The sequence below is a fragment of the Sphingobium cupriresistens genome, assembly GCF_004152865.1.
In the GTDB taxonomy this organism is placed as follows: Bacteria; Pseudomonadota; Alphaproteobacteria; order Sphingomonadales; family Sphingomonadaceae; genus Sphingobium; species Sphingobium cupriresistens.
Map to the genome: position 1 here is coordinate 122195 of NZ_SEOO01000001.1, position 23991 is coordinate 146185.

A 23991-nucleotide genomic window follows, 5' to 3' on the forward strand; every position below is an offset into this window, starting at 1 on the left:
ATGCCGTCGATCAATGCGATAAGCGGATGGGGCATGGCGGCGGCCGCGGCGGCCTCCGCCGTGGTGGCGGGCAATGGCTTCGACACGCCCAACCCGCCGCCGCCTTTGCCGCAGGAAGATATCATGGGAGAACCCAAGCCCATCGAGATTCCCGCCGATGTCATGGCGAAGCTTTCTGGCATTGCACCGGAGAAAGTGGCCCTCATCAAGCAGGGGCGCACCGGCCGCTATGTCGAGAAAGATGCATTGTTCGGCCGCATCCGCACCATGCCGGCGACCGAACTGGCCGCCTATATCGATGCGATTGCGGCGCTCCATGCGCAGGTCGAATTTCAGGAAGGGCGCGACGCCAGGACGATCCCGCTCGACACCCGGTCGGCCTGGTTCAACGCCTGGAAGGCGAAGCGGCCGCTGGTGATGGACCCCAGGCGCGATGCTGGCCCCATGGACCTGGGCCGTTACATCGGTGGGCGGCGTGGCGGTTTTGCAACCTTTGCGGGCGCGCCGGTGGCGATGACGCCGGAAGATTTGAAGGCGGGCAAGGTCGATGTCGCGATCGTGGGCGCGCCGCTGGACATGGGATCGGGCTGGCGCAACGCGATCGACGGGCCGCGCGCGCTGCGCATGACCGGCGGCGCGGGCGGCAACGACATGTATGCGATGATCAACCCCGGCTCCGTGCTGGAGATCGTCGATTATGGCGACATCGCCATCGACCAGAACAGCACCGAACGCTCGGTCGCCCATGTGCGCGAGATGGTGCGCGAAATCGCCCGCACCGGCGCGATCCCGATCGTCATCGGCGGCGATCATAGTCTGGAATATCCCAATGTCGCGGCGGCGGCGGACGTCCATGGCAAGGGCAATGTCAGCGTCGTCCATTTCGACAGCCATTATGATGTCGGGCGCAACGGCGTTCACTGGATCACCCACGGCTCGCCCGTCTATCGCGTTCTGCACGAAGGCCATGTCCGGCCGCAGGATTATATCCAGGTCGGCCTGCGCGCGCGCGGCCCGGATCTCGAAACCTTTGGCTGGATGCGCAACAAGGGGATGCGCTACCACACCATGGTAGAGGTGGAGAAACATGGCTGGGACAAGGTGATGGACCGCGCCATCGCCGAAGCGCGCCAGAACGCCAAGAAGCTATGGATCAGCTTCGACGTCGACGTGCTGGACCCCGCTTTCATGCCCGGCACCGGCACGCCCGTTCCCGGCGGCCTGACGATGCGCGAAGCGCAACCGATCATGCGGCGGCTCTGCGCCGAAAACGACATCGCCGGCATCGATATTGTTGAAGTCGCGCCCTATCTCGACACCAGCTACAAGACGGCGCTCAACAGCAACTATCTGCTGAACGCCTGCTTGACCGGGATCGCCATGCGCAAGAAGGGCCTGCCGCCCCGCTACTGGAATCCGGTGTCGTCCGAACATGGGCAGGATGCCTATTACGGTCCGAAAAAGAAATCGTGACACTCGTCAAGATTCTGATGGCGGATTGCGCAGCCGCCATACGTCATTTGGGCAATAGCGCCGTTCGAGCGCCTGCTTAGGCTTCGACATCCGCCCAAGGCAAATGGCTGGGCGCCAAGGGGGACATACAGGGTGAAGCGGCTTCCCGTCACGAAATTTGGCTTGGTTGCGCTCTTTTCCGCGTCGGTCGTGTTCGCCCAGGCGGATGGCGGCCCCGATGGCGCGACGATGAAGGAGACGGAAGCGGGCATCCCCGTCACCGATCCGCTCGTCACCGAAAAATGCAGCGCCTGCCACACCGCGGACGCCAAGGGCAATCTGTCGCGGATCAGTTGGGTCCGCACCACGCCGGAGGGCTGGGCGCAGGCGATCAAACGGATGGTGCGCCTGAACGGTCTGGCGATCACGCCGGAAGAAAGCCGGGCGATCGTGAAGTCGCTCTCCGCCTCGCACGGCCTTGCGCCCGAAGAGGCCCGTCCGGTCATGTATCTGCCCGAAAAGCGGATGCTGGACGAAACGATCATCCCCAACGAAACCATGCGCGGCGCCTGCGCGAGTTGCCACAGCTATGCCCAGCCCCTGTCCTGGCGCCGGTCGAAGCTGGAATGGAAGACGTTGCAGGACTTGCACGTCGCCCTCTATTCGCAGGCCGACGCCCAATATCGTCGCCCGGCCGAAGATGCCGAACAGCCTGTCGGACGCGATCCCAAGGACAAGCTGACCCGCGGCGACTATGCGCTGACCTATCTGCCCAAGGTCGCGCCGCTGCACACCCCCGAATGGGCCGCCTGGAGCGCGCGCCAGCGCAATCCGCGCCTGGCTGGCGAATGGCTGGTCGTCGCATCGGTGCCGGGCAAGGGCCGCTATGTCGGCGAACTTACCGTGGCGCCGGGCAAGCAAGCCGACGAATTTACCACCAGCGCGACGCTGCGATCCCTGACGGACGGTGGCACGATCGGCCGCACCGGCACTGGCATCGTCTATGCCGGCTATAGCTGGCGCGGGTCGTCCACCGGCGCAGGCGCTGCCAAGCCCGATGACCTTGGCAGCGCGGCGCGCGAAGCGATGTGGTTCGCGCCCGACCAGCAGAGCGCGCAGGGCCGCTGGTTCTGGGGCGACTATCAGGAATTTGGCTATGACGTGAAGCTGGTCCGCGCGACCGCCGCGCCCGCGATCCTGGCGGTGACGCCGGGGCCGGTGAAAGCTGGGAGCAAGGGCGTGCAACTGCGCATCCTGGGCCACAACTTGCCCGCTTCGCCCAGCGCCGCCGATATCGATCTGGGCGCAGGCGTGACGGTCGCCAGAATCGTGTCGGCCAGCCCCAAGGAACTGGTCGTCACCGCCGATGTCGCACCCGGCGCATCGTCCGGTCAGCGCGACGTCGCGATCGCCGGCGCGGTGCTGGAGCAGGCCTTCCCGGTATTCCACAAGATCGACTATATCAAGGCGACGCCTGAAACCGCGCTGTCGCGGCTGGGCGGCATCAAATTCCCCAAAGGCTATCAGCAGTTCGAGGCGATCGGCTACGAAAACGGCCTCGACGGCAAGCCTAACACGCCCGACGACATCGCCGTTGGGCCGGTTGCCGCCGAGTGGGCGATGCAGGAATTCCTGTCGGTCTATTATGACGACGACACCAAATATGTCGGGGCGCTCAGCCCCACCGCCTTCTTCACCCCCGCCGAGGAAGGGCCGAACCCGGCCCGCCGCTTTGGCCGCAACAATTATGGCGAAGTCTGGGTCGTCGCGACCGCCAAGACGGAAAAGGACAAGTTCGGCAAACCGCTGAGCGCCCGATCCTACATGGTGGTGACGGTGCCCGCCTATCAGAAATGGGATCAGCCGGAGGTGTCGCGATGACCGTCATGCAGGCGCCCGCCTATCGCCGGGCCGAATATCACGGCTTCCAGGCGGGCGGCGGCCACTTCGTCTATCTGGTCAGCGCGGGCGCGATCTTCGAGATCGACGCGGATGTCCGCGCGGTGTTGACCCGGTTGGATGGACAGGAACTGTCCCATGCTGCGCTGGTGCGCGAATTGTCGAGCGACGGGACCGATCCGGCCGATGCCGAAGCGCTGGTGCGCGAACTGCGCGCCGCCCGCCTGATCCAGCTTGGCGCAGCCGCCCCGGTTATGCCGCAGGCGCCACCGGCCGATTTTCCGCTCCAGGCGCTAGTGCTGAACGTCACCAACCAGTGCAATCTGGCCTGCACCTATTGCTATGAATTCGGCGCGGACAAGATCGCGACGCCTGCGGGCAAGCCCAAATATATGACGTTGGAAACGGCGCAGGCTTCGGTCGACCTGCTCATCAGAGAAGCGGTTGGGCGCAAAGCGGTGCATATCACCTTCTTCGGCGGCGAAACGCTGATGAACTTCAAGCTGCTGCGCGACGTGGTGGACTATGCGAACGCGGCCACGGCGGCGGCGGGGAAGGCGATCACCTACAGCCTCACCACCAACGCCACGCTGCTGACGCCGGAGATCGTGACATTCCTCTCCGATAATCGCATCGGCGTCACCGTGTCGATGGACGGCCCGCCGGAGTTGCAGGACAAGCATCGCGTCTACAAAAATGGCAAGGGCAGCTATGCGGTGATCGAGCCGCGCCTGCGCACGCTGATCGCGCACCACAAGACCCGCGCCATCACCGCGCGCGTGACGCTGACCGAAGGCGTCACCGACGTCGTGCGCATCTTCCGTCATCTGAAGGACGATCTGGGCTTCCACGAAGTCGGCTTCGCGCCAGTGACGACGGGCGAGGAAAGGGCCTATTCGCTGGATGACAATGGCATGGACAGCGTGCTGGCGCAGTTCAGCCTGCTCGCCGACGAATGGCTGGAATATGCGCTGCGCGGAGAATCCCACGGGTTCACCAATGTCAGCGAGACAATCAGCGAGCTGATTTCCGGGGTCAACAAGTCGCATCCCTGTGGCGCGGGTCTGGGTCTGATGGGGGTCAGTCCGTCGGGCGACCTGTCCCCCTGCCATCGCTTCACCGATGCCGACACGCACAGCATGGGTCATGTCTCCAGCGGTATCGACCGGGCCAAGCAGGGCGATTTCCTGGCCAAGGGCCATGTCGAGGCGAAATATGACTGCCAGAGCTGCTGGGCGCGTCCGCTGTGCGCGGGCGGATGCCATCATGAGGCGTTCGTGCGCTATGGCGACACCGGCCACGCCAACCTCCATTATTGCGACTGGATCCGGCAATGGACCGACACCTGCCTGCGCATCTACGGCGTGCTGGCCGTAAAAAATCCCGGCTTCCTCGAACGCTTCGCTGAACGAAAGGGCCTGTCATGAAGCATCTTCGTGCCATCAACAAAAAGGCGCGCGCGATCGGCGAAGCGGTGGCGCAGGTCGAGGCGGCGTCCGCCGGAACGCCTGCCGATATGGATGAGGATGTCGTCGCCCTCCAGCAGCAGCCGCGGCCCCATGTGCCGATGGGTTGCACTTTATCCTTTTCGCCCGGCTGGGAAGTCGATGCGGGCGGCGGCACGGCGGGCCTTTGCCAGCCGGTCGAGCGCGACATATACGACTGCTACGTCACTTGCTTCTGGCCCGTCCAGGTGCCCGACCATGTGAATTACTCGCCCGACTGGGCCAGCAACTGCGCCACCGCCACCAAGGATTGGCGCAGTCTCGATCTTGTTTTTCCATGAGGCGCGCCATGTCGATCCATCGCACCATCGTCGCAGCGGGGTTTGCCGCACTGGCCGCGCTCCCGGCGTCCGGCTCCACCCTCTTCATGGGGTCCTATCCCGACCAGCTGCTGATCTTCGACGAAGGCAAGGCGGCGGTGACGGGCAAGATCAAGCTCGACACCGGCCTGCCGACATCCATGCTGTTGTCCGACGACGGCAAGCGCATCTATGTCACCACGATCACCACCAGCGGGATCGAGGTGATCGACACCGCGACGCGCAAGGTGATCAACAAGTTCAGCCTGAACGACGGCGTCACCCGTTATCGCTTCTGGGGCGGGGCTGCGGACCCGACCGGCCGCTATTTCTACACCGTCATCAGCCGGTTCGACAAGGAAGCGGATCGCTACAAGGTCAGCAAGCCAATGTACAGCGTGATCGACTTGAAGCTGCAAAAGGTCATACGCACGGTCGATATCGACAAGGAAGATGAAAAGGCCGGTGGCTATCGCGCCGCCTATAAAGTGTCGCAGGACGGCAAATATCTCTACATCTTCGGCGACAAGGTGCTGATCCTGACCGTCGCCGACATGAAGGTCATCGACCGCATCGACCTGGCCAAACCCGAAGGGACGGGTCTGGAAAATGTCGGTTTCGGCGGCGCGATCGACACGATCCGCACGCCCGGCCAGTTCGTGTCGCTGTTCAACGCGGCGGACCCCTATATCCACAACAAGATGTTCGGCCTCGCCCGTTTCGACCTGAACAGCCGCCAGTTCGATTTCACGCCGATCGGCCCCGCGCCGGACAATATGGCCGGCCTGCAAATGACGCCCGATGGGAGCCAAGCCTACACCGTCGTGACCAACGGCAAGCTTGGCAACAAGCGCTGCGAATTCTGGCACATGGACATGAAAAGCAATGCGGTCGTCGACAAGGCGGAGTTCCAGTGCCGATCCCGCTTCCGCTTCGGCATGTCGATGGATGGGACCAAGCTTTACATTTACGGCGCCAGCTATGATGTGGAGGTTTATGACGCCAAGACGCTGAAGCTGGAAGCGACCTGGGATCTGGGCAACGACACCACCGGCGCGGGCATGGTCGCGGTGGAATGAGAATAGAGATTATCTGTTCCCCCTTCCTTCGTTCACTTCGAGCGAAGTCGAGAAGCAGCAAGCGCCGTGTTGGCGTTTCTCGAAACGCTCGAAACGAACGAGTGTCGCCACGATGACCATCATCGCCATCCGGGGCAGCGGCATCGCCGCCACGGGATGCGCGCATATATTGGCTGGCGCGGGCTTTCGGGTCGCAATCGAAGAACGCCGCCGCCCGTCCGTGCCGACGATCATGCTGAGCGATCCGGCCCTGCGCCTGATCCGCGGCGTGTTCGATCGGCCGGACCTGTTTGCCGACCAGCCGCGCGTGAAGCGACGGCTGGTCGCCTGGGGCGGGGCGCCGGTCATGCTGCCCCATGACGCGGCGCTGGCATCGGAGGAGCAGGTCCAGGCGGCCTTGCCATCCATCGCGGCATTCGAAGCAGGGCCGATCGATTTCACCATTCATGCCGCGTCGCCCGCGCCGCTGGGGGACATGCACATCTTTGGCGAACGCAACGCGATCGCGGCTAAGGTGACATTGCGCGATCCCGCCTGCATCGAAGAGGCGCGGATCGAGGCCGTGGCGGCGGGCTGGCTCTATCTGGTGCCGGCCGAACCGGGCTTTGGCTGGCTGCTGGGCGTGGGTGGCTCGGTAGATGGGTTGCTGGGCAAGAGCGCGCTGATCGCGCCGGTCGTGGACGCGATCGGCGCGACATCCACGGCTTTTCCGGCTGCGCCCCGCCTGCAATTGCCGCTCCATGGCGATGACTGGCTTGCCTGCGGCACGGCGGCGCTGGGCTTCGACCCGATTTGCGGCGACGGCGCGGCGCAGTCGGTGCGGGAGGCGATATTGGCCGCGGCGGTCGTGATTGGCATGGTCGATGGCGGGGATCGCGCCGCGCTGCTCACCCATTATCGATCGATGCTGATCGCGGCGATGCGCCGCCACCTGCTGCTGTGCGCGCAATTTTACGCCAATGGCGGGCAGGGTGACTGGTGGCGTGTGCAGCATGACGCGCTGATGGAGGGGCATCATATATGCACCGGCCTGCTGGCCAGGCTCCCCGAACCGCGCTTCCTGCTCGACGGTTTCCGGCTGGCGCCCCGGCAGGTGGCGGCATGAGCGCCCCGACCGCGCCGCCGATCGCCAATTGGGGCGCCTACAAGCGCCTCACGCCCTTCCTGCGCCCCTATCGCGGCGCGTTGCTGGCCGTGCTGGCGACCAGCCTCGTCTCGACCATGCTCGGCCTCGCCCAGCCCTATCTTTCCAAGCTGATGATCGATCAGGCGCTGCTCAAGCGTGATATGAGCGCATTGGTCGACATTGCGGCGATCATGATCGCCGTCACCATCGCGGGCTTCGCGGTCAACATCCTGGCCAGCTATCGTTATGTCGCGTTGTCGGCGGCGATGCTCTACGACATTCGCGCGGCGTTGCTGCGCCATCTCCAGACACTGTCGCCGCGCTTCTATGGCAGTTTCCGCCTCGGCGATCTCGTCTCCCGCATGAACAGCGACGTCAGCGACGTGCAGCGTATCGCCTCCGACACTTTGCTGTCCGTGGTCAGCAATTTGCTCTTCTTTGTTGGTTGCGTCGCGATGATGCTCTGGCTCGACTGGCGGCTCTTCCTGGTGAGCGTCGTGCTGGTCCCGGCCAGCCTGGCGACGTTCAGTTACTATCAGCGCCGCCTGACCGCGCTGACCCGCGACATGCGGGAACGGGGGGCGGACCTGGGTAGCCTGCTGGTCGATACGGTGATGGGGATGCGCGTCGTCGCCTCGCTCCGCGCGGGCGAGCATGAAGTGGGGCGTTTCAAGACCAAGAACGACGCCTTCGTCGCGTCGATGCTGCGGATGCAGGTGGCGTCCTTCATGACCGGGGCGCTGCCCGGCACGCTGATGACGGCGGCGACCTCGGCGGTGATCCTCTATGGCGGCTGGCGGATCATTCATGACGGGATGAGCATCGGCACGCTCGTCGCCTTCATGACCTATCATATGCGGCTGCTCTCGCCGATCCAAACGCTGATGGGGCTAACGTCCGGGCTGGCGTCGGCGCGGGTGTCGCTGGGGCGCATCTTCGAACTGTTCGACACAAAGCCTGATGTCATTGAGCGCAGCGATGCGCTGCCCATGGCGCGGGCGGGTGAGATGCGCTTCCAGCAGGTCGCGATGCGCTATGATCGCGATGCGGTGCTGCGCGATATCGACCTCACGATCCCGGCGGGCAGCCTGTGCGCTATCCTTGGCCCCAGTGGCGTCGGCAAATCGACCATGGCCGATCTGATGGTCCGCTATCTCGATCCCGACAGCGGGCGCATCACGGTCGATGGCCGCGACCTGCGCGACTATCGTCTGGATGATCTGCGGCGCGAGATCATCCTGGTCGATCAGGCGCCCTATCTGTTCAACGACACGATCGCGGCCAATATCGGCTTCGCCATGGCCGATGTGTCGCCCGATGCCATCGCGGCGGCGGCCCATGCAGCCGGGCTGGACGGCTTCATCGATAGACTGCCGGAAGGCTACGCCACGCGCGCGGGTGAGCGCGGCATGGCGCTGTCGGCGGGCGAGCGGCAGCGGGTGGTGCTGGCGCGCGCCTTGCTGCGTCAGCCCAGCATCCTGATTCTCGACGAGCCGACATCGGCGCTGGACGGGGACACCGAGCAGCTTGTGGCGGGACGGCTGCGCGATGCGCTGCCCCACGCCACGATCATCGTCATCACGCATAAGCCCGCGCTGGCGCGGATGGCCGACAGCATCATCACGCTGGAGCAGGGACGGGCGCAGATGACGTCGCGCGCAGAGCCGGTTGATGCCTGATCCGATCCATATCGCCGTCATCGACAGCGGCGCCCATCCCGATCATCCGCATATCGATCCCGCCCGGTTGTTGCCCGGCATTGCGATCGCGGGCGACGGCGCGATCAGCGAGTGCGACACCATCGACGCCCTTGGCCATGGCACCGCCGTCACCGCTGCCATCCAGGGGCAGGCGCCCGATGCGCTGTGCCTGCCGATCCGGGTGTTTCACGATGCGCTGCGCACCACCGCGCGCGCCTTGATGACCGCGATCGATTGGGCCGTGGCGGCGGAGGTGGACATCATCAACCTTAGCCTGGGTACGGTGAACCCGGCGCATCGCGAGTTGTTCGCGGGGGTCGCTGACCGGGCGCTATCTGCGGGCGTGCTGATCGTCGCCGCGCGGGAGGCGGAAGGAACGCCCTGCTATCCCGGTAGCCTGGCCCAGGTGCTGGGCGTGTCGCTCGACTGGCATTGCCCGCGCGATGATCATGTCGTGCGCGACGGGATCATCTTCGCCTCCGGCCATCCCCGGCCGATCCCCGGTGTGCCGCAGCGGCGCAACCTTCATGGTGTCTCGTTCGCTGTCGCGAATATGAGCGGCATCGTGGCGCGGGGCGGGCGACCGGCGATAGCCCGCTATCGCGATCAGGCGATGCCGAACCCCGCGACCCGCTCGACCATCCAGAAGCAGCCGATCGCGCCGACCGCATAGAGCGCGGCGACCCGCACCGGCGTTGCCAGCGACACCGCGCGTAATCCCGCCAGCGTCGCGACGATCGCGCCAACGAAGATCAACTGTCCCGCTTCCACGCCGATGTTGAAAAAGACCAGCGCCGGCAGCTTCTCGCCCGCCTGCACGCCCAGTTCGCCCAGCGCCGTCGCAAAGCCCAGACCATGGAGCAGGCCGAACAGCGATACGACGATCGCCTGCCGCCGGAAAGCGAAGGCCTGCTTGCCCTTGCCGATCAGCAGCGCTTCACGCGCCATGAAGGCGATCGACAGGGCGATGGCGGCCTCCACCGGCGGCACGGGCACGCGCACCAGTTCGAAAAAGGCGATGGCGAGCGAGATGGAGTGGCCGGCGGTAAAGGCGCTCACCAGCCAGAGCAGGTCGCGGCCGCGCGCCAGCAGCGCCAGACAGAGGACGAAGGCCAGATGATCCCAGCCCAGCCAGATATGCCAGACGCCCTGGGCCAGAAATTCCGGCGCGATCCGGGCGATCGGCCGCGCCGTTGCGGCGGTTTCGCCGACCGGCACGGCGATGCCTTGCGCGTCGCCGGTCAGGCTGCGATCGACCTGCGCGCCCATGACATTGGTGACGAAGCGGCCGCCATCGGCCTTCCACGGCGTCTGGATGACGTCGCCAGCGGCAAAAGGCCGGTCGCACGCCAGCTCAAACCCATATTGCGCCCGCCCGCCGCCGGTCTGGCGGCTCATGCCGGTCTGGCGGCAGCCGTCGGGCAGGATGAGCGGTGCTGGCTGTCCCACGGCTTCGGGAACGGCGGCGGTGAAGTCATAGGTGTTCGGGTCTTCGCCGCGCGTCAACGCGAAGTCGGCGGACAGGAAGATATCGGCCATCGCCGTGCCGGGCGCCAGCGCCGCCAGCGCGAGCAGCAGCAAGGCGAACAGCTTATTCTTCGACATCGAACTTCTCCTTCAGGCCCGCCAGCGCGTGTTGAATGGCGGCGTTGCTGTGGGCGATCATATAATCCTGCCGCACCTGATCCCTGATCGCGGGAAAGGGGATCATGGCGGACGCGATGCTCTCGCTCTTTTTCACGAAATGCCAACCGCGCGGGGATGCGATCGGGCCGATCCAGCGGCCTTCGGGCGCGGTCTTGAGCGTGTCGACGAAAGGCTGGCCGAAAATGCCGCGCACCATGGAATCGCCATAGCGGGGGAAGTCGCGGCCCAGCCAGAAATCCTCGCCGCCGATCGTCTCGCCCGCATTGAGCTGGGCCAGCAGGACGTCGGCGTCATCGGGCTTTTGCTGGCGGAAAATCTGGGTGAAGCTGGTGCGCGGTTCGGCGCGATACAGGTTCAGATGGTTCGAATAATGATCGACCAGTTGTTCTTCGTTCGGTTCGGGCGGGGCGCCGGCGATCAGGTAGCGGACCTTGTCGACCAGTCGCTTGCGGGTTTCCCCGTCGGTCAGGTGCATGTTGCGGTCGATCGCCTCGCGGAACAGCAATTCCTCGGCCAGATATTCGGCCTTCAGCCGGGCGCGATCCTGCGCCGTCGCCTTGCGTCCGGTCAGCGTCTCCATGTCCGCGACCTGCGCCTGTTCGATCTCCGCCGTGAAGATGACGGGCGGCTTTTCGAAATGCTGGACGACCTGATAACTGCCGAACAGCGCCACGCCGGCCAGCAGAAAAGCGAACAGCGGATCGCGCGCCACCCGGCCGATCCCCGACATCGGATTGCGCCATTGCCGCGGCGACGTCGCCGCCTTGCATGTCGCCATAATATCCATGGATTCCGCCCCGTTCGCCATGCCCGCAATATTAGGGGGAAGCGCATCGCCATAGCCTACGTCAAATGACGCATACGGGCGCTAGGCGGCTTTCCATAGCCTTTAAGCACGAGATTGCTGCAGCGCCGCATTCGGTCCTGCCCCAGGGAGACCTTCACATCATGATCCGTTCCAGGCTGCTTTTGCTTGCCACTTCCGCCTGCGCCCTGGCGCTCACCGCATGTTCGGGCGGCAACGGCAACGCCAGCGCGCCTGCGGGCGATACTGTCTCGGTCGGTGTTCTCCAGTCCCTGACCGGCACCATGGCGATCAGCGAGATCACGGTGAAAAATGCCGAGATGCTGGCGATCGAGGAGATCAACGCGGCCGGCGGCGTGATGGGCAAGCAGATCAACGCCCTGGTCGAGGACGGCGCGTCCGATCCTTCCACCTTCGCGCAGAAGGCGTCGAAGCTGATCGAGAGCGACGGCGTTTCGACCGTTTTCGGCGGCTGGACGTCGGCCAGCCGCAAGGCGATGCTGCCGGTGTTTGAACGCACCAAGAACCTGCTCTGGTATCCGGTGCAGTTTGAGGGCAATGAATGTTCGCCCAACATCATGTATTCGGGCGCGCAGCCCAACCAGCAGGCGCTGCCCGCGCTGGAATGGGCGATGGCGCAGGGGCATAAGAGCTTCTTCCTGGTCGGCTCCGACTATGTCTATCCCCGCACCGCCAACCTGATCCTGAAAAAACATATCGAAAAGCAGGGCATGAAGGTGCTGGGCGAAGCCTATGTGCCGCTGGGCGGCACCGATTTCTCCGGTGTCATCGCCAAGATCGCGCAAGCCAAGCCTGCCATGATCATCAACACGTTGAACGGCGACAGCAATGTCGCCTTCTTCAAGCAGTTGCAGGCCGCGGGCATCAACACCAAGACGATGCCGGTCATGTCCTTCTCGATCGGCGAGCAGGAAGCGCAGGCGATGGGCGCCGGCCTGGTTGAGGGCAGCTATGCCGCCTGGAATTATTTCCAGAGCCTGCCCGGCGACGCCAACGCCAGGTTTATCGCCGCCTATAAGGCGAAGTTCGGCAAGGATGCGGCGATCACCGACCCGATGGTCCATGGCTATCTCGATGTCTATGCCTGGAAGGCGGCGGTGGAGAAGGCCAAAAGCTTCGACCCGCAAGCGGTGCGCAAGGCCGCGGCGTCGCTGGGCGGCTTCGACACGCCGATGGGCAAGGTCAGCTTCGCGGCCAACCAGAGCCTGGTGCAGAAGGCCTATATCGGCAAGCTGAAGGGCGACGGGCAGTTCGAGATCATCGCCGACAGCGGCAAGGACATCGCGCCGGAGCCTTATGACGTGCTCGCCTTCCCCGGCAAGACCTGCAAGCTGTAACAATGTCCCACAACCCCGTTCGGGCTGAGCCTGTCGAAGCCCTTCATCGAATGGAGCGAGATACCTTCGCTTCGCTCAGGCAAGTCCTTCGACTTCGTTCAGGACGAACGGATTTTTAAGCGCATGGATGCCCTTTTCCTCAACCAGCTGTTCAACGGCGCCTCGCTGGCTTCGCTGTATCTGCTCGCAGCGCTCGGCCTTGCACTCTCCTTCGGGCTGATGCGCGTCATCAACATGGCGCATGGCGAAATGCTGATGCTGGGCGGCTATCTCGCCTGGATGACGCTGCTCGTGGTGCCGGGCGCGCTTGGGATCATCCTGGCCATTCCGGTCGCTTTCGTCGGCGCGGCGGCGATGGGCGGCTTCATTCAATCCACCCTGATCCGTCGGCTGTCGGCGCGGCCGCTTGATACTTTGCTCGCGACCTGGGGCGTCAGCCTGATCCTGCAACAGGGCGCGCGCGACCTGTTCGGCGCGGTCGGGGTGGAGGTGCGCGCACCCGAATGGCTGACCGGCAGCTTCGTGGCATTCGGCGTCACATTGCCATCGGCGCGCCTGTTCATCATCCTGATTGCGGCGCTTGTGCTGGGCGGCCTGGCGCTGTTGCTGCTCAAGACCCGGATCGGGCTGCTGGTCCGCGCCGTCAATCAGGACCGGATGATGGCCTCCGCGTCCGGCATTGATGTGAAGCGGGTGGACTTCGCTATCTTCTGCTTGGGGTCGGGCGTCGCGGGCCTGGCGGGCGTGATGCTGGCGCTGCTCGGTCCGGTCACGCCCAATGTCGGGCAAAGCTATATCATCCCGGCCTTCCTCGTCGTCGTGATGGGCGGCCTGGGCAGCATAGTCGGCACGACCGCCTCGGCCATCATCCTTGGCCTATTCGCTGCGCTCGCCCAGATTTTCGTCGATGTCAGCGTCGCGCAGATGCTGCTGCTCGTCTTCGTCATCCTCTTCATCCAGGTCCGCCCGCAAGGGGTGATCGCCGTAAAGACCCGCCAACTCGATGCCTGACCTGTCCCGCCTTGATCCGCTGAAGCCTGTCCTGCCCTGGCTGCTGCTGGCGCTCGGCCTCGTCGCGCCCTTCGCGCTGTCGGCTTATGACCTCAACCTGCTCGCCCGCTTCATGGCGATGGGCATTCTTGCGCTCGGCCTTGTCCTCATCTGGGGCCATGGCGGCATTTTGAGCCTGGGGCAGGGGGTCTTTTTCGGCCTGGGCGGTTACGCCATCGCCCTGCATATGAAGCTGGCGGACCTGCCTTCGGGCGAAATCCCCGACTTCATGGTGTGGAGCGGCCGGGACAGTCTGCCCTTCTGGTGGATACCCTTTTCCAGCCCCGCCTTCACCATCGCCGCGATCCTGATCGTGCCGACCTTGGTAGGCGCGCTCTTCTCCTGGGCGGTGTTCCACCGGCGCGTCGGCGGCACTTATTTTGCGCTCATTACCCAGGCGCTGGCGCTGGCCTTCTCCACCCTCATCATCAGTCGGCAGGATGTGACCGGCGGCTTCAACGGCCTCACAGACTTCTATTCCGTCTTCGGCTTCGGCCTCTCCAGTCCCGGCACCGGATCGGGCCTCTATTGGGTGACGCTGGTGGTCCTGTGCATTGCCTTTGTGGCGTTACGCTGGCTGCTCGCGTCGCGTTTTGGCATATTGCTGCGCGCTGCGCGCGATGGCGAGAATCGCGTGCGCTTCCTTGGCTACAGCCCCACGCCCTTCAAGGTCGTCGCCTTCGCCATCGCCGCGATGCTGGCCGGGATCGGCGGTGCGCTCTTCACTCTCCACGCGGGCGTCGTGTCGCCTGCCTTGATCGGCGTGGTCCCCTCGATCGAGATGGTCGTCTGGGTCGCGATCGGCGGCCGCTACAGCCTGGCGGGGGCGATCGTGGGCGCGCTGCTCGTCAATCTGGCGCGCGATGCCGTGTCGAGCGCCTTCCCTGAATTGTGGCTCTATCTGATGGGTGTGCTCTTCATCTTCGTCGTCACCCTGTTGCCACGCGGCCTTGCCGGGCTGGTCCAGGGGAAAGCGGCATGAGCGGCTCGGCGGTTTCCGACCTGCTGCTCAGCGTCGATGGCGTCACCATCGATTATAGTGGCTTCAAGGCGCTCGATAATTTCAGCATGACGCTCAATCGCGGTGAAACCCGCGTGGTGATCGGTCCCAATGGCGCGGGTAAATCGACGCTGTGCGATACGATCATCGGCCGCGTCCGCCCCAGCCAAGGGCGCGTCCTGTTCAAGGGCGAGGAAATCCAGCGCCTGCCCGAACAACAGATCGTCGCGCGCGGCATCTGCCGCAAGTTTCAGGCGCCCGGCGTGTTGCCGACGCTCAGCGTGCGCGACAATCTGGGGCTCGCCGCGCGGAAGGACCGGCGCTGGTGGAAGAGTTTTGGCGCAGGCATCCCGGCGGACGAAAAGCGGGCGGTGGAAGAAGCGCTGGAAAGCGTCGGCCTGACCCATCGCGCCGGGGTGGAGGCCGGCACACTCGCCCATGGCGAGAAGCAATGGCTGGAGATTGCGATGGTCATGGCGACCGGCGCGGAACTGTTGCTGCTGGATGAGCCGACCGCGGGCATGGGCCCGGCCGAAACCAGCCGCACCGCGCAGTTGATCCTGGGGCTGGGCGACAGCCGCACCGTTCTGGTGATCGATCATGACATGAGCTTTGTCGAACAACTCGCCGCGCCCGTCACCGTCATGCACCAGGGCAAGTTCTTGAAACAGGGTAGCATTGCCGAAGTCCGCGCCGACGCAGAAGTCGCCGCCGTCTATCTGGGCCACACCGCATGAGCGCGCCGCTGATCGAAATCGCCGCCCTGTCCAGCGCCTATGGACAGAGCCAGGTTTTGTGGGACGTCGATCTGACCTTGGAGCGGGGACAGGTGATGGCGTTGATCGGCCGCAACGGCGTCGGCAAGACGACGCTGCTGCACGCGATCATGGGCACGCACCCCACGGTTGGCGGCACGATCCGTTTCGACGGGCAGGAGATTGCGAAGCTGCCCGCCCACAAGCGCTCGCGCGCCGGCATCGGCTTCGTGCCGCAGGGGCGGCATGTCTTCCCGCAGCTGACCGTCATGGAAAATCTGGAGACGGGCCGGTCCGCGCTCGCTGGGAGGGGCAAAGGCGCGGCAAAAGTGCCCCAGCATATCTTCGACTTGTTTCCCAAGCTGTACGATATCCGCGGCCGCGCCGCCGGCTTCCTGTCCGGCGGCGAGCAGCAGCAGCTCGCCATCGGTCGTGCGCTGGCCGGGGAGCCCAGCCTGCTGCTGCTGGACGAACCGACGGAGGGCATACAGCCCAATGTCGTGCAGCAGATCGAGGCGGCGCTCGTCCATGTCCGCGACGAACTGGGCATGACCGTGCTGGTGGTCGAACAATATCTCGACTTCGTCTGGCGCTTCGCCGACCGCTACTGCGCTATGCAGAACGGCCGGATCGTCCGCCAGGGAAGCATCGCCGAAGAGAGCGCGAAGGATGTCGCGCATCTGGTCCAGATTTAGCGGACCGGTGTCCAGGTCTGGGTCTTGCAGAAGAAGGCGATGCAGCCCTGCACCTTGAGCGTGCCGTTGCCGTTGCGGGTGAGCTTGGACGTATAGCTTTTACCGCTTTCGGGATCGTAGATCGTACCCTTCCAATGATCGCCGGCATCCTCGAACCCCGACAATAGCGCCAAGCCGACGAGCGGCTTCGATCGTAGCGCGGGATCAGGATTCTTGATGTCAGTGTGCGGCCGACCCGGTGTGGGCTTGACGATTTTTTCGATCCTGCCGCACACATCCCCGCCGCATGGCGCAATCTGGACGATCGCCTTGCCATCCACGGTTGCCCATCGGCCGGTAACCGGCTGGGCCGCCTGCGCGGGCATAGCGGCAAAGGCGGCGGTCAGGGTTGCGGTGGCGAAAATGGCCAGTTTCATGCGATCCACTCCTTGTGTTTGATGCAAGGATAAGCATGAAAAAGCCTGGCCGCCACCGCCTTTTTGAGGCGTGGCGGGCAGGCTTTTCGGGCGACGCTACGGCAGCGTCTGTCCCGCTCTCCAAAGTTTTTAGAATGCGGTGCTGATCGAACAGGCCGCCGGACCCAGGATGACGACGAACAGGGTCGGCAGGATGAAAAGGATCAGCGGCACCGTCATGATCGCGGGCAGGCGCGCGGCCTTTTCTTCGGCGCGCATCATACGTTCATGGCGGAATTCGGCTGACAGCACGCGCAGCGCGGAGGCGAGCGGGGTGCCGTATTTCTCGGTCTGGATCATGGTCGTGACCACGCCCTTGATCGCGTCGAGCTTCACGCGGGTCGCCAGATTTTCGAATGCCATGCGTCGTTCGGTCAGGAAGCTCAGCTCGATCGCCGTCAGCTGAAACTCGTCGCCCAGTTCGGGATAGGCCTTGCCCAGTTCGCGCGACACGCGATTGAAGGCGGCATCGACGGTCAGGCCCGCTTCGGCGCAGATGACCAGCAGGTCAAGCGCGTCGGGCAGCCCTTTGCGGATGGCGGCCGAGCGCTTTTGAACCTTGTTGTTGATATAGAGATCGGGCGCCTTGTAGGCGAGCAGCAGCGCTGCTGCGAAGGCGAAGAAGCGCTTCATCGGACCCCATTCGGGTTCGATGCCGACGCCATAGAGCATGATCGCGGCAAAGCCGCCGATCACGATCGGCAGGATCATCCGGCCGAAGATGACCGCGACGGCCCAGTCCTTGGATCGGATCCCGGCCTGCGCCAGGCGGATCTGCGCGTCTTTCAGTTGGTCGTCCTGGAGAACCTTCAGGCTCGACAGAAAGGACCGCATATTATCGGTCGTCTGATTCTTGCGGACCAGTTTTGCGCGGCGCTTGGCCGTCGATGCGGTGATGCCCGCTTTCAGCTGTTCGCGCCGATCGTTGAGCGCCTTGACGCGCTTGGCCATGGGGTCGCGCACGGTCATGACCGCATAGAGCGCGAACAACACGGCCAGGGTGGCCAGCGCGGCCAGCAGCGTGCCGAAATCGGTTGCCGTCAGGCCAAAGAGCGTGCCGGCTGGGGCAGGGGCGTCCATATTTCTTATCCCTTCCCGATCAGATTTCGAAGTTGACCATCTGCGCCATGATAAAGGCGCCGATGCCCATCCAACACATGCCGCCAATGCCGATCACCTGCATCGTTCCTAGCCCGAAAATGCCCGCCGGATCGGGGGTGAAGAAGGGACTCATATAGTTGAAGTTGATGTAGCAAATCATGCCGAACACGAGGAAAGGCAGTACGCCGATGATATAGGCGGACGCCTTCGATTCCGACGACATGGCCCGGATCTTCAGCTTCATCTGCGCACGCTGGCGCAGCACTGTGGCCAGGTTGGAAAGTGTTTCGGCCAGGTTGCCGCCCGTTTCCCGCTGGATCGCCAGGGTGATGACGAAGAACTGGAATTCGGGCGTGCCCAGACGGTCAGCGGTTTCCTGGAGCGCCTGCTCCATGGTCCGGCCGATCTTGATGCGTTCAGTAATCAGCTTGAATTCCTCGCCTACCGGTCCGGGAATTTCGCTTGACACGATGCCCAGTGTTTCGGCGATCGGCAGACCCGACCGCAAGCCGCGGGTCAGCAGTTCCAACGCATCGGGAAATTTGGCATTGAATTTCTGGACGCGCTTGTTGATCAGCCGCCCGACCCACCAGTGCGGCAGGCCAAGCCCGGCGGCGAGGCCGAACATGACGGCGAACAGGAAGGGGAAGCCGCGAATCATCAGCAACGCCGACAGCAGCAGGAATATGCCTGCGCTCGCCGTCATATATTGGCTGAGCGTCCATTTCTTGCCGGTCATCTTCAGACGCTTGGTCAGATTTTCCGGGTTCGGGATCAGCGACACCAGCATCTTGGCTTCGACGCCGGTCGCGCGATTGGAAATGACCTTGCGCATCCGCGCTTCCAGCAGCGCTTCGGCGGATTCGCTGTGACGGCCGCGGATCATCGCGACGCGGCGTTTGCGCGCCTTGTCCGGCGACGGACCGGCGAACGCGACCACGCCCAACCCCAGCAGGGTCGCGATCAGCACCGTTATCAGGATGAAATTACCGTCCATCTCGTCGCCTGTCTTTTAAGAAGCCGCGCCGCCGATGAGCGGCGGCGCACGCGATCAATTGTCCAGCGCAGCTTTTTCCTTGCGGCGCGACGGCATCATCGACCGGAAGTCGCCGATCTTGCCGAGCAGGGAGTCGCCCTTCCTGCGTGCGCCCTTCGGCGCCGCGGGCTCATCCTCGCGGTCGGCAGCGCCGAGCACCTCGTCCAGCAAGCTGGCGCAGGCCGCACCGACCTTGCTGCCCTTGGCAGTTTCGGCCAGCGTCTTGCCCAGCTTCGCCGCCTGCGATGCGATCCGCAGGTCGAACGGCACGATCACGTCCACCTTGCGTTCGATCGATTGCTCGAAATCCTTGCGGCTGATCTCAGGCGCGCCGGGATGGACCCGGTTGGCGACTACCAGCACGCGCGTCTGCGGCGCGTTGGTCTTCAGCCAGGACAGAATGCGAATCGTGTCGCGCGCCGCCGCCAGCGTCAGTTCCGTCACGACCAGCGTCACGTTGACGTCGGCCATCAGGTGCGGATGCTGGATCAGCATGTTGCGCGGCAGGTCCATGACGCTGCATTCGAAGGCGAGGCGGAATTCTTCCAGCAACTGGTAGAAAGCGCCGCCATCGGTCATCATCGGCTGGCTGATTGGCGCCTCTGCCGACAGGATCGCCAGCGTGTCGCTCGCCCGCACCATGGCGCGTTCGATGAACAGGCCGTCGATGCGGCTTGGGTTTTCGATCGCGTCGGTCAGGCCGCGGCCCGGCTCCAGGTCCATGGCCAGCGCATTGGTGCCGAAATGAACGTCGAGGTCGAGCAGCGCGGTCGGGCGCTTCTTCTTTTCCGCCAGCATCCAGGCGAGCGAGGTTGCGATGCTGGACGCGCCCACGCCGCCGCGGGTGCCGATCACGGCCATGGTGGCGTGCGGGCGTTCCGGCGCGGCGTCGCGCGGCGCCATGAACACGGCCTGCGCCTGCGCCAGCGCGTCGCGGAGCTGGTCTGCACCGAAGGGCTTGAGCAGATAGTCCTGAATGCCGCTGGCGACGAGGTCGCGATAGAGGCGCACGTCATTGACCTGCCCCGCCGCGATGACCACCGTGCCGGGCTCGCAGACTTCCGCGAGGCTGTTGATATCGTTCAGCGGATCGCCGCTTTCGGACATGTCGACGAACAGAATCTGTGGGCTGGCGGTGATTGACAGGCTCTGCACCGCGTTGCGCATTCCGCCCTTGTTCACCTTTTCCGGCGCCCAGCCCAGTTCGGCGGCGACGGCGCGCAGCATGTCGAAGCTATGATCGTCGCAGACGAAGGCATGGAAGGGGTCGCGTGGCCCGGTAGCGCCGGGTTTCCAGGGTGCGTTCATCTTATTGCCCTCCCGCCGTCATCTGCTTGAGGTCGCCAGCGCCGGTCGGCGCCTTGTCGCGATATGTAGAAATGGCGCGGTTCGATGTCGCCGTGCGCAGGTCGCTGTCGGTGCCCTGGCCACGGACCAGATCTTCGGGATTGGCGACCATGGCGGCCAGGTTGCTGTTGACGCCGCAGCCGAAATTGGAGCTGGTGCCGAGACTCGGATCGGTTTCCTGCTTGCCGCTCCAATCGGGGCAACCCGGCACGCTGGCCGTGGCGCGGCGAACGATCAGGCGGACGCTGCCTGCCGGCGCGGCGCCGGCGACGGCCGAACTGTCTTCGGTCACCAGCAGGCCGTGGCGGGCGACGACATCGGCGACCCCATCCCGCATCGTCGGACTGAAATAGGCGCCGTCGGTGACGATCGCCACCTGGTCGCCATAGCCAAGGCCGATCGAGCCGAACCAGTCGTTCAAGCGGCGCGCTTCATAGGCGGTCATGCCGCCGTCCGATCCCGCCTGCACATCGAACGTGTAGGCGGCGTAGCTGACGACCGGCTGATGAAGCGATTCCACGCTGCGGTTCGGCGTGTCAGTGACGCATCCGGCGAGCGGCAAGGCCAGAACGGCCAGGGCGCTCAGCATTTTCATGGATAGACGGGTCTGGAGATGGGAGGTCATGTCGTGTCGTCCTTCCGTCAGAAACTGAAACCGGGGGCCACGGCGCCGGGCTTGCCCGGTTTGGCGGCGACCGGGGGCAGGGCGGCGGCGGCTTGCGGGCCGGGCGTCGGCATCGGCGAACCGGGTGCGCGGGTCGGCATCTTGCCGCGTGCGCCGCTGACGCCATCGCTGCCCTGCTGGATGAACAGGCCTTGCGCTTCGGTGGCGGCGCGGAAGCCGTCTGTCGGCAGGCGCACGTCCGATGCATTCATCGGTTTGACCAGATAGGGGGTGACGACGATGACCAGTTCGGTTTCGGACCGCTGGAAGCTGCGCGATTTGAACAGGCTGCCCAAAATCGGCAGTTCGCCCAATAATGGCACCTTATTGACGGTGTTGCCCGTTTCGTTGTTAAGCAGGCCTGCGATCATGAACGCCTGACCCGAACCCAGCTCGACGGTGGTTTCCGCAGTGCGGCTTTTGAGCGCGGGCACGTCGGTGTTGATCGAAAAGTCCAGGCTCGACACGGTCGGGCGGACCCGCAACGAAATGCGGCCGTCAGCCAGCACCGTCGGCGTAAAGGCCAACTGCACGCCATATTGCTTGAATTCAATGCTGTTGCCGTTGTTGGCGCCATTGTTGATCGTGTAGGGATATTCGCCGCCGGCCAGGAAACTGGCGGTCTCACCCGACAAGGATGTAAGGTTGGGCTGCGCGAGCACCGTTGCAAGGCCGCTCGATTCCGCGAGGTCCAAAGCGCCGGCAATGTCCAAGCCAAACAGCCTCGCCACGCCGCCCAGGCTGTAACCACCGTCGGCCGGCGTCGTGAAGGTTCCGCCGCCATTTTCGTTAAATTCAACGAAATTGCGCGAGCCGCCACCGATAAAGCCAGCGGTACTGCCGCCGCTGCGGTCAATGCTTGAAAAGTTGGTGCCGATCTTGTGGCCGATATCCTTGCTGACTTCGGCGATCTTGACCTGCAGCATCACTTGCAAGGGGGTCGCCATCCGCAGGCGGCTGACCACGGTCACTTCCTTGCCGACGAAGGCCTGCGTCAGACGCTCGGCCTCAGCCGCGTCTTCCGGCGCCTTGATGGTGCCGGTCAGCAGGACCATGCCGTTCATCTTGTTGACCGCGATGTTTGCGTCGGGCATCGCCAGGCGGAGCATATCATCGATGCTGGTCAGGTTATTGCCGACGCGGACCGTCCCCGAAAACAGCACCTTGCCGTTGGGCGCGGTGGCGAAGACGGTGGTTTCTCCGGCTTTCTTCGCGATCAGATAAAGCTGGTTCTGCGAACGGACATGAACGTCGACCACATCGGGGTCGGCGATCACCACGTCCGACATTTTGGACGGCAGGTTGACGACCCGGCTGCCACCGACCGACATCAGGATCGCATTGTCCTGATTGCTGGACGGCGCGGCGTTGAGGGCCGTGGTGGGCGCTGCGATCGTAGCGATCGCAAGGCCAAAGGCGATCGCGGGAGCGGCAAGCCGCGGAGCGCGATTGTGCAGGCTCTTCATCTTACTTCCCCCCGACCGGAACTTCGGTCACGTTAGTGCCGCGGGCCACGCGGATCACCGGCCCCTTGAAGGCGACGGTGCCTATGGGCGCACCATTGGCGGCCACCATCGGCGACATCGGCGCTTCGGCCTTTGCCGGGACCGAGCTGCGCTGGTAGCGCGACACGTCGGCGCCGGTCGAATAGGTGGAGCCGCGATCGACGGGGCGCGAGGCGAGCTTCGCAATGATCGATTTTTCGGCATTGGGATTGGCGCCGTCGGGCAGATCCACGTCGGTTCCCGCAATGGCGGCATCCAGATCCGACGCGGTGTCCGCGATCGACCGGAGCGACATCGACAGCGATCCGATGGTCTGCGAAACCGCGATCTTCTCGGCGATCTTGGGCGTCACTTCGATGGTGACGTTGGAATAGGTGCGCACTTCGGGTTTGCCGTCGGCGCCCATCGCATCCATGCGCTGGTCGGTGGCGAGCACGCGCAGGTTGCGCAGGATGGTTTCGGAAACCCGCAGCGGATCGCCATCGCCGCCGCCATTGACGCTCTGCGTCAGGACAAGGTCGATGCGGTCGCCCGGAAAGACGAAGCCTGCGACCGAGCTTTGCGCCGACACGGGCACCGTCACGGCGCGCATGCCAGGGCCGAGCGCAGCGGCCAGGAAGCCGCGATCGCCGGGCTTGACGATGCCGCCCTGCGTCAGCGGTTGTCCGGCCGTGATGGCGGAGCGCACGACGCTGCCGGCCAGCTTGGCGGGATCTGCCTGACCCTTGAGATAATAGGCCTGTTCGATGAGATCTTTCGGCCAGGGCTGAAAACGGAAGCTTTCCGCGTCCAAAATGGTGCCCACGGGGAGAGCCTTGGTCGCCACCAGCACATGGGGCTGGTCGGCTTCATTCGGCATCGCCGCAGCGTTCACCTGTGGCGCGCTCGACGAACTCAACATGCTGCGCGCAAGCAAGGCTGTAGTGACCGCTATGATAAGCGCCCCCACCAGCAGCACGATCTTCTTAGCATCCATGACGAAATTCGCCTCCCTCAAATGGGTGCACTGCCCCCAGTGCCCCACTCATCACGCAAAATGGTTAAGATATCGTTCGCCAAGCAACCACAGGGCTGCGATCGAGATGGCGACGCCATAAGGAATTTCAGGCTGTCCCAGCCTTTTGGTCATCCGGTGATGGATGACCGTGACGATCGTCACCAGGCCGCCCAGCATCGCCATCAGGACGATCAGGGACAGCACGGCCTGCCATGGGAACCATAGCGCCAAAGCGCCAAGCAGCTTGACGTCGCCGCCACCCATCATGCCGGCTGCGAACAGCGCGGCGAAAAGGGCGAAAACGATCGCGCCGACCACCAGTTGCACGGCGACGCCGGGCCAGAGGTCGAGGCCGCTGGCCAGCCACCACAGGGGCGCCAGCGCCGCGACCGTCAGGTTCAGGCGGTTGGAAATGATGCGGGACCGCAAATCCGTGATCGCCGCCGCGATCAGCAGCGCGCCCAAAGCGCCTATCAGCGCCAATCGGAAAATTTCCCCGTTCATGGGGCTTATCCC

General features: G+C 64.3%; 23 protein-coding genes. 13 read left to right on the plus strand and 10 right to left on the minus strand.

Features of this window, described 5'->3' with window-relative positions; genetic code table 11:
* The 8 genes from EWH12_RS00580 to qhpE all read left to right on the plus strand — a co-directional run bounded on the left by EWH12_RS00580 (position 1) and on the right by qhpE (position 9733).
* Entirely contained in the window at positions 1-1473 is a 1473-nt protein-coding gene (locus tag EWH12_RS00580) for an agmatinase family protein (protein ID WP_129925366.1), read from the plus strand.
* A gap of 132 nt (positions 1474-1605) precedes the next feature.
* Positions 1606-3333: a quinohemoprotein amine dehydrogenase subunit alpha gene (gene peaA, locus EWH12_RS00585; RefSeq protein WP_129925367.1), complete on the plus strand. Its 1728-nt coding sequence runs from the start codon at positions 1606-1608 to the stop codon at positions 3331-3333.
* Positions 3330-4778, plus strand: a complete 1449-nt coding sequence (peaB, locus tag EWH12_RS00590; RefSeq protein WP_129925368.1) for a quinohemoprotein amine dehydrogenase maturation protein — start codon at positions 3330-3332, stop codon at positions 4776-4778. The genes peaA and peaB overlap by 4 nt, the downstream gene beginning before the upstream one ends.
* Entirely contained in the window at positions 4775-5137 is a 363-nt protein-coding gene (gene qhpC, locus EWH12_RS00595) for a quinohemoprotein amine dehydrogenase subunit gamma (RefSeq protein WP_129925369.1), read from the plus strand. The genes peaB and qhpC overlap by 4 nt, the downstream gene beginning before the upstream one ends.
* A gap of 8 nt (positions 5138-5145) precedes the next feature.
* Complete coding sequence (locus tag EWH12_RS00600; protein ID WP_129925370.1) at positions 5146-6234, plus strand: YncE family protein; 1089 nt, start codon at positions 5146-5148, stop codon at positions 6232-6234.
* A 112-nt stretch (positions 6235-6346) separates the two neighbouring features.
* Positions 6347-7339, plus strand: coding sequence for a hypothetical protein (locus EWH12_RS00605; RefSeq protein ID WP_129925371.1), 993 nt, complete (start codon positions 6347-6349; stop codon positions 7337-7339).
* Positions 7336-9039 (plus strand): ABC transporter ATP-binding protein, encoded by a 1704-nt coding sequence (locus EWH12_RS00610; protein ID WP_129925372.1) that lies wholly within the window; start codon positions 7336-7338, stop codon positions 9037-9039. Before EWH12_RS00605 ends, EWH12_RS00610 begins: the two co-directional genes overlap by 4 nt.
* Positions 9032-9733 (plus strand): subtilisin-like serine protease QhpE, encoded by a 702-nt coding sequence (gene qhpE / locus EWH12_RS00615; protein ID WP_129925373.1) that lies wholly within the window; start codon positions 9032-9034, stop codon positions 9731-9733. Before EWH12_RS00610 ends, qhpE begins: the two co-directional genes overlap by 8 nt.
* On the opposite strand, the gene EWH12_RS00620 is transcribed toward qhpE, so the two are convergent.
* Positions 9667-10665, minus strand: coding sequence for a HupE/UreJ family protein (locus tag EWH12_RS00620; protein WP_129925374.1), 999 nt, complete (start codon positions 10663-10665; stop codon positions 9667-9669). The two genes, qhpE and EWH12_RS00620, sit on opposite strands and share 67 nt — an antisense overlap.
* Positions 10652-11485 carry a peptidyl-prolyl cis-trans isomerase gene (locus EWH12_RS00625; RefSeq protein WP_129925375.1) on the minus strand — a complete coding sequence of 278 codons (834 nt, stop codon included), beginning with the start codon at positions 11483-11485 and terminating at the stop codon, positions 10652-10654. The genes EWH12_RS00620 and EWH12_RS00625 overlap by 14 nt, the downstream gene beginning before the upstream one ends.
* A 170-nt stretch (positions 11486-11655) precedes the next feature.
* On the opposite strand from EWH12_RS00625, the gene urtA reads away from it, so the two are divergent.
* The 5 genes from urtA to urtE all read left to right on the plus strand — a co-directional run bounded on the left by urtA (position 11656) and on the right by urtE (position 16370).
* Positions 11656-12870 carry an urea ABC transporter substrate-binding protein gene (gene urtA / locus EWH12_RS00630; RefSeq protein ID WP_066600905.1) on the plus strand — a complete coding sequence of 405 codons (1215 nt, stop codon included), beginning with the start codon at positions 11656-11658 and terminating at the stop codon, positions 12868-12870.
* Positions 12871-12993: 123 nt separating this feature from the next.
* Positions 12994-13881 (plus strand): urea ABC transporter permease subunit UrtB, encoded by an 888-nt coding sequence (gene urtB / locus EWH12_RS00635; RefSeq protein ID WP_066600906.1) that lies wholly within the window; start codon positions 12994-12996, stop codon positions 13879-13881.
* Positions 13874-14902: an urea ABC transporter permease subunit UrtC gene (gene urtC / locus EWH12_RS00640; protein ID WP_129925376.1), complete on the plus strand. Its 1029-nt coding sequence runs from the start codon at positions 13874-13876 to the stop codon at positions 14900-14902. Before urtB ends, urtC begins: the two co-directional genes overlap by 8 nt.
* Complete coding sequence (gene urtD / locus EWH12_RS00645; RefSeq protein WP_129925377.1) at positions 14899-15657, plus strand: urea ABC transporter ATP-binding protein UrtD; 759 nt, start codon at positions 14899-14901, stop codon at positions 15655-15657. The genes urtC and urtD overlap by 4 nt, the downstream gene beginning before the upstream one ends.
* Complete coding sequence (urtE, locus tag EWH12_RS00650) at positions 15654-16370, plus strand: urea ABC transporter ATP-binding subunit UrtE (protein WP_066600910.1); 717 nt, start codon at positions 15654-15656, stop codon at positions 16368-16370. The genes urtD and urtE overlap by 4 nt, the downstream gene beginning before the upstream one ends.
* On the opposite strand, the gene EWH12_RS00655 is transcribed toward urtE, so the two are convergent.
* The 8 genes from EWH12_RS00655 to EWH12_RS00690 form a co-directional block, all read right to left on the minus strand.
* Complete coding sequence (locus tag EWH12_RS00655; RefSeq protein WP_066600911.1) at positions 16367-16786, minus strand: DUF2147 domain-containing protein; 420 nt, start codon at positions 16784-16786, stop codon at positions 16367-16369. The two genes, urtE and EWH12_RS00655, sit on opposite strands and share 4 nt — an antisense overlap.
* A 129-nt stretch (positions 16787-16915) precedes the next feature.
* The gene (locus EWH12_RS00660) at positions 16916-17905 is read right to left on the minus strand and encodes a type II secretion system F family protein (protein ID WP_129925378.1); all 990 of its coding nucleotides are present in this window, start codon (positions 17903-17905) and stop codon (positions 16916-16918) included.
* A 19-nt stretch (positions 17906-17924) separates the two neighbouring features.
* A complete protein-coding gene (locus EWH12_RS00665; protein ID WP_066600915.1) occupies positions 17925-18923 on the minus strand; it encodes a type II secretion system F family protein in 999 nt (332 codons plus the stop codon).
* A gap of 54 nt (positions 18924-18977) precedes the next feature.
* Positions 18978-20270, minus strand: coding sequence for a pilus assembly protein CpaE (locus tag EWH12_RS00670; protein WP_129925379.1), 1293 nt, complete (start codon positions 20268-20270; stop codon positions 18978-18980).
* Between the two features lies 1 nt (position 20271).
* Positions 20272-20934 carry a CpaD family pilus assembly protein gene (locus EWH12_RS00675; RefSeq protein ID WP_129925380.1) on the minus strand — a complete coding sequence of 221 codons (663 nt, stop codon included), beginning with the start codon at positions 20932-20934 and terminating at the stop codon, positions 20272-20274.
* 17 nt (positions 20935-20951) lie between these two features.
* Positions 20952-22439 carry a type II and III secretion system protein family protein gene (locus tag EWH12_RS00680; protein ID WP_129925381.1) on the minus strand — a complete coding sequence of 496 codons (1488 nt, stop codon included), beginning with the start codon at positions 22437-22439 and terminating at the stop codon, positions 20952-20954.
* 1 nt (position 22440) lies between these two features.
* Entirely contained in the window at positions 22441-23454 is a 1014-nt protein-coding gene (cpaB, locus tag EWH12_RS00685; protein ID WP_129925382.1) for a Flp pilus assembly protein CpaB, read from the minus strand.
* Positions 23455-23505: 51 nt separating this feature from the next.
* Positions 23506-23979 (minus strand): A24 family peptidase, encoded by a 474-nt coding sequence (locus tag EWH12_RS00690; protein ID WP_066600921.1) that lies wholly within the window; start codon positions 23977-23979, stop codon positions 23506-23508.
* Positions 23980-23991: the final 12 nt, after the last annotated feature.

What these genes read in the sequence shown, in the direction of transcription:
- EWH12_RS00580 (WP_129925366.1), top strand. Translation starts at nt 1, where the DNA reads ATGCCGTCGATCAATGCGATAAGCGGATGGGGCATGGCGGCGGCCGCG.
- peaB (WP_129925368.1), top strand. Translation starts at nt 3,330, where the DNA reads ATGACCGTCATGCAGGCGCCCGCCTATCGCCGGGCCGAATATCACGGC.
- qhpC (WP_129925369.1), top strand. Translation starts at nt 4,775, where the DNA reads ATGAAGCATCTTCGTGCCATCAACAAAAAGGCGCGCGCGATCGGCGAA.
- EWH12_RS00600 (WP_129925370.1), top strand. Translation starts at nt 5,146, where the DNA reads ATGTCGATCCATCGCACCATCGTCGCAGCGGGGTTTGCCGCACTGGCC.
- EWH12_RS00605 (WP_129925371.1), top strand. Translation starts at nt 6,347, where the DNA reads ATGACCATCATCGCCATCCGGGGCAGCGGCATCGCCGCCACGGGATGC.
- EWH12_RS00610 (WP_129925372.1), top strand. Translation starts at nt 7,336, where the DNA reads ATGAGCGCCCCGACCGCGCCGCCGATCGCCAATTGGGGCGCCTACAAG.
- qhpE (WP_129925373.1), top strand. Translation starts at nt 9,032, where the DNA reads ATGCCTGATCCGATCCATATCGCCGTCATCGACAGCGGCGCCCATCCC.
- EWH12_RS00620 (WP_129925374.1), bottom strand. Translation starts at nt 10,665, where the DNA reads ATGTCGAAGAATAAGCTGTTCGCCTTGCTGCTGCTCGCGCTGGCGGCG.
- EWH12_RS00625 (WP_129925375.1), bottom strand. Translation starts at nt 11,485, where the DNA reads ATGGCGACATGCAAGGCGGCGACGTCGCCGCGGCAATGGCGCAATCCG.
- urtA (WP_066600905.1), top strand. Translation starts at nt 11,656, where the DNA reads ATGATCCGTTCCAGGCTGCTTTTGCTTGCCACTTCCGCCTGCGCCCTG.
- urtB (WP_066600906.1), top strand. Translation starts at nt 12,994, where the DNA reads ATGGATGCCCTTTTCCTCAACCAGCTGTTCAACGGCGCCTCGCTGGCT.
- urtC (WP_129925376.1), top strand. Translation starts at nt 13,874, where the DNA reads ATGCCTGACCTGTCCCGCCTTGATCCGCTGAAGCCTGTCCTGCCCTGG.
- urtD (WP_129925377.1), top strand. Translation starts at nt 14,899, where the DNA reads ATGAGCGGCTCGGCGGTTTCCGACCTGCTGCTCAGCGTCGATGGCGTC.
- urtE (WP_066600910.1), top strand. Translation starts at nt 15,654, where the DNA reads ATGAGCGCGCCGCTGATCGAAATCGCCGCCCTGTCCAGCGCCTATGGA.
- EWH12_RS00655 (WP_066600911.1), bottom strand. Translation starts at nt 16,786, where the DNA reads ATGAAACTGGCCATTTTCGCCACCGCAACCCTGACCGCCGCCTTTGCC.
- EWH12_RS00660 (WP_129925378.1), bottom strand. Translation starts at nt 17,905, where the DNA reads ATGGACGCCCCTGCCCCAGCCGGCACGCTCTTTGGCCTGACGGCAACC.
- EWH12_RS00665 (WP_066600915.1), bottom strand. Translation starts at nt 18,923, where the DNA reads ATGGACGGTAATTTCATCCTGATAACGGTGCTGATCGCGACCCTGCTG.
- EWH12_RS00670 (WP_129925379.1), bottom strand. Translation starts at nt 20,270, where the DNA reads ATGAACGCACCCTGGAAACCCGGCGCTACCGGGCCACGCGACCCCTTC.
- EWH12_RS00675 (WP_129925380.1), bottom strand. Translation starts at nt 20,934, where the DNA reads ATGACCTCCCATCTCCAGACCCGTCTATCCATGAAAATGCTGAGCGCC.
- EWH12_RS00680 (WP_129925381.1), bottom strand. Translation starts at nt 22,439, where the DNA reads ATGAAGAGCCTGCACAATCGCGCTCCGCGGCTTGCCGCTCCCGCGATC.
- cpaB (WP_129925382.1), bottom strand. Translation starts at nt 23,454, where the DNA reads ATGGATGCTAAGAAGATCGTGCTGCTGGTGGGGGCGCTTATCATAGCG.
- EWH12_RS00690 (WP_066600921.1), bottom strand. Translation starts at nt 23,979, where the DNA reads ATGAACGGGGAAATTTTCCGATTGGCGCTGATAGGCGCTTTGGGCGCG.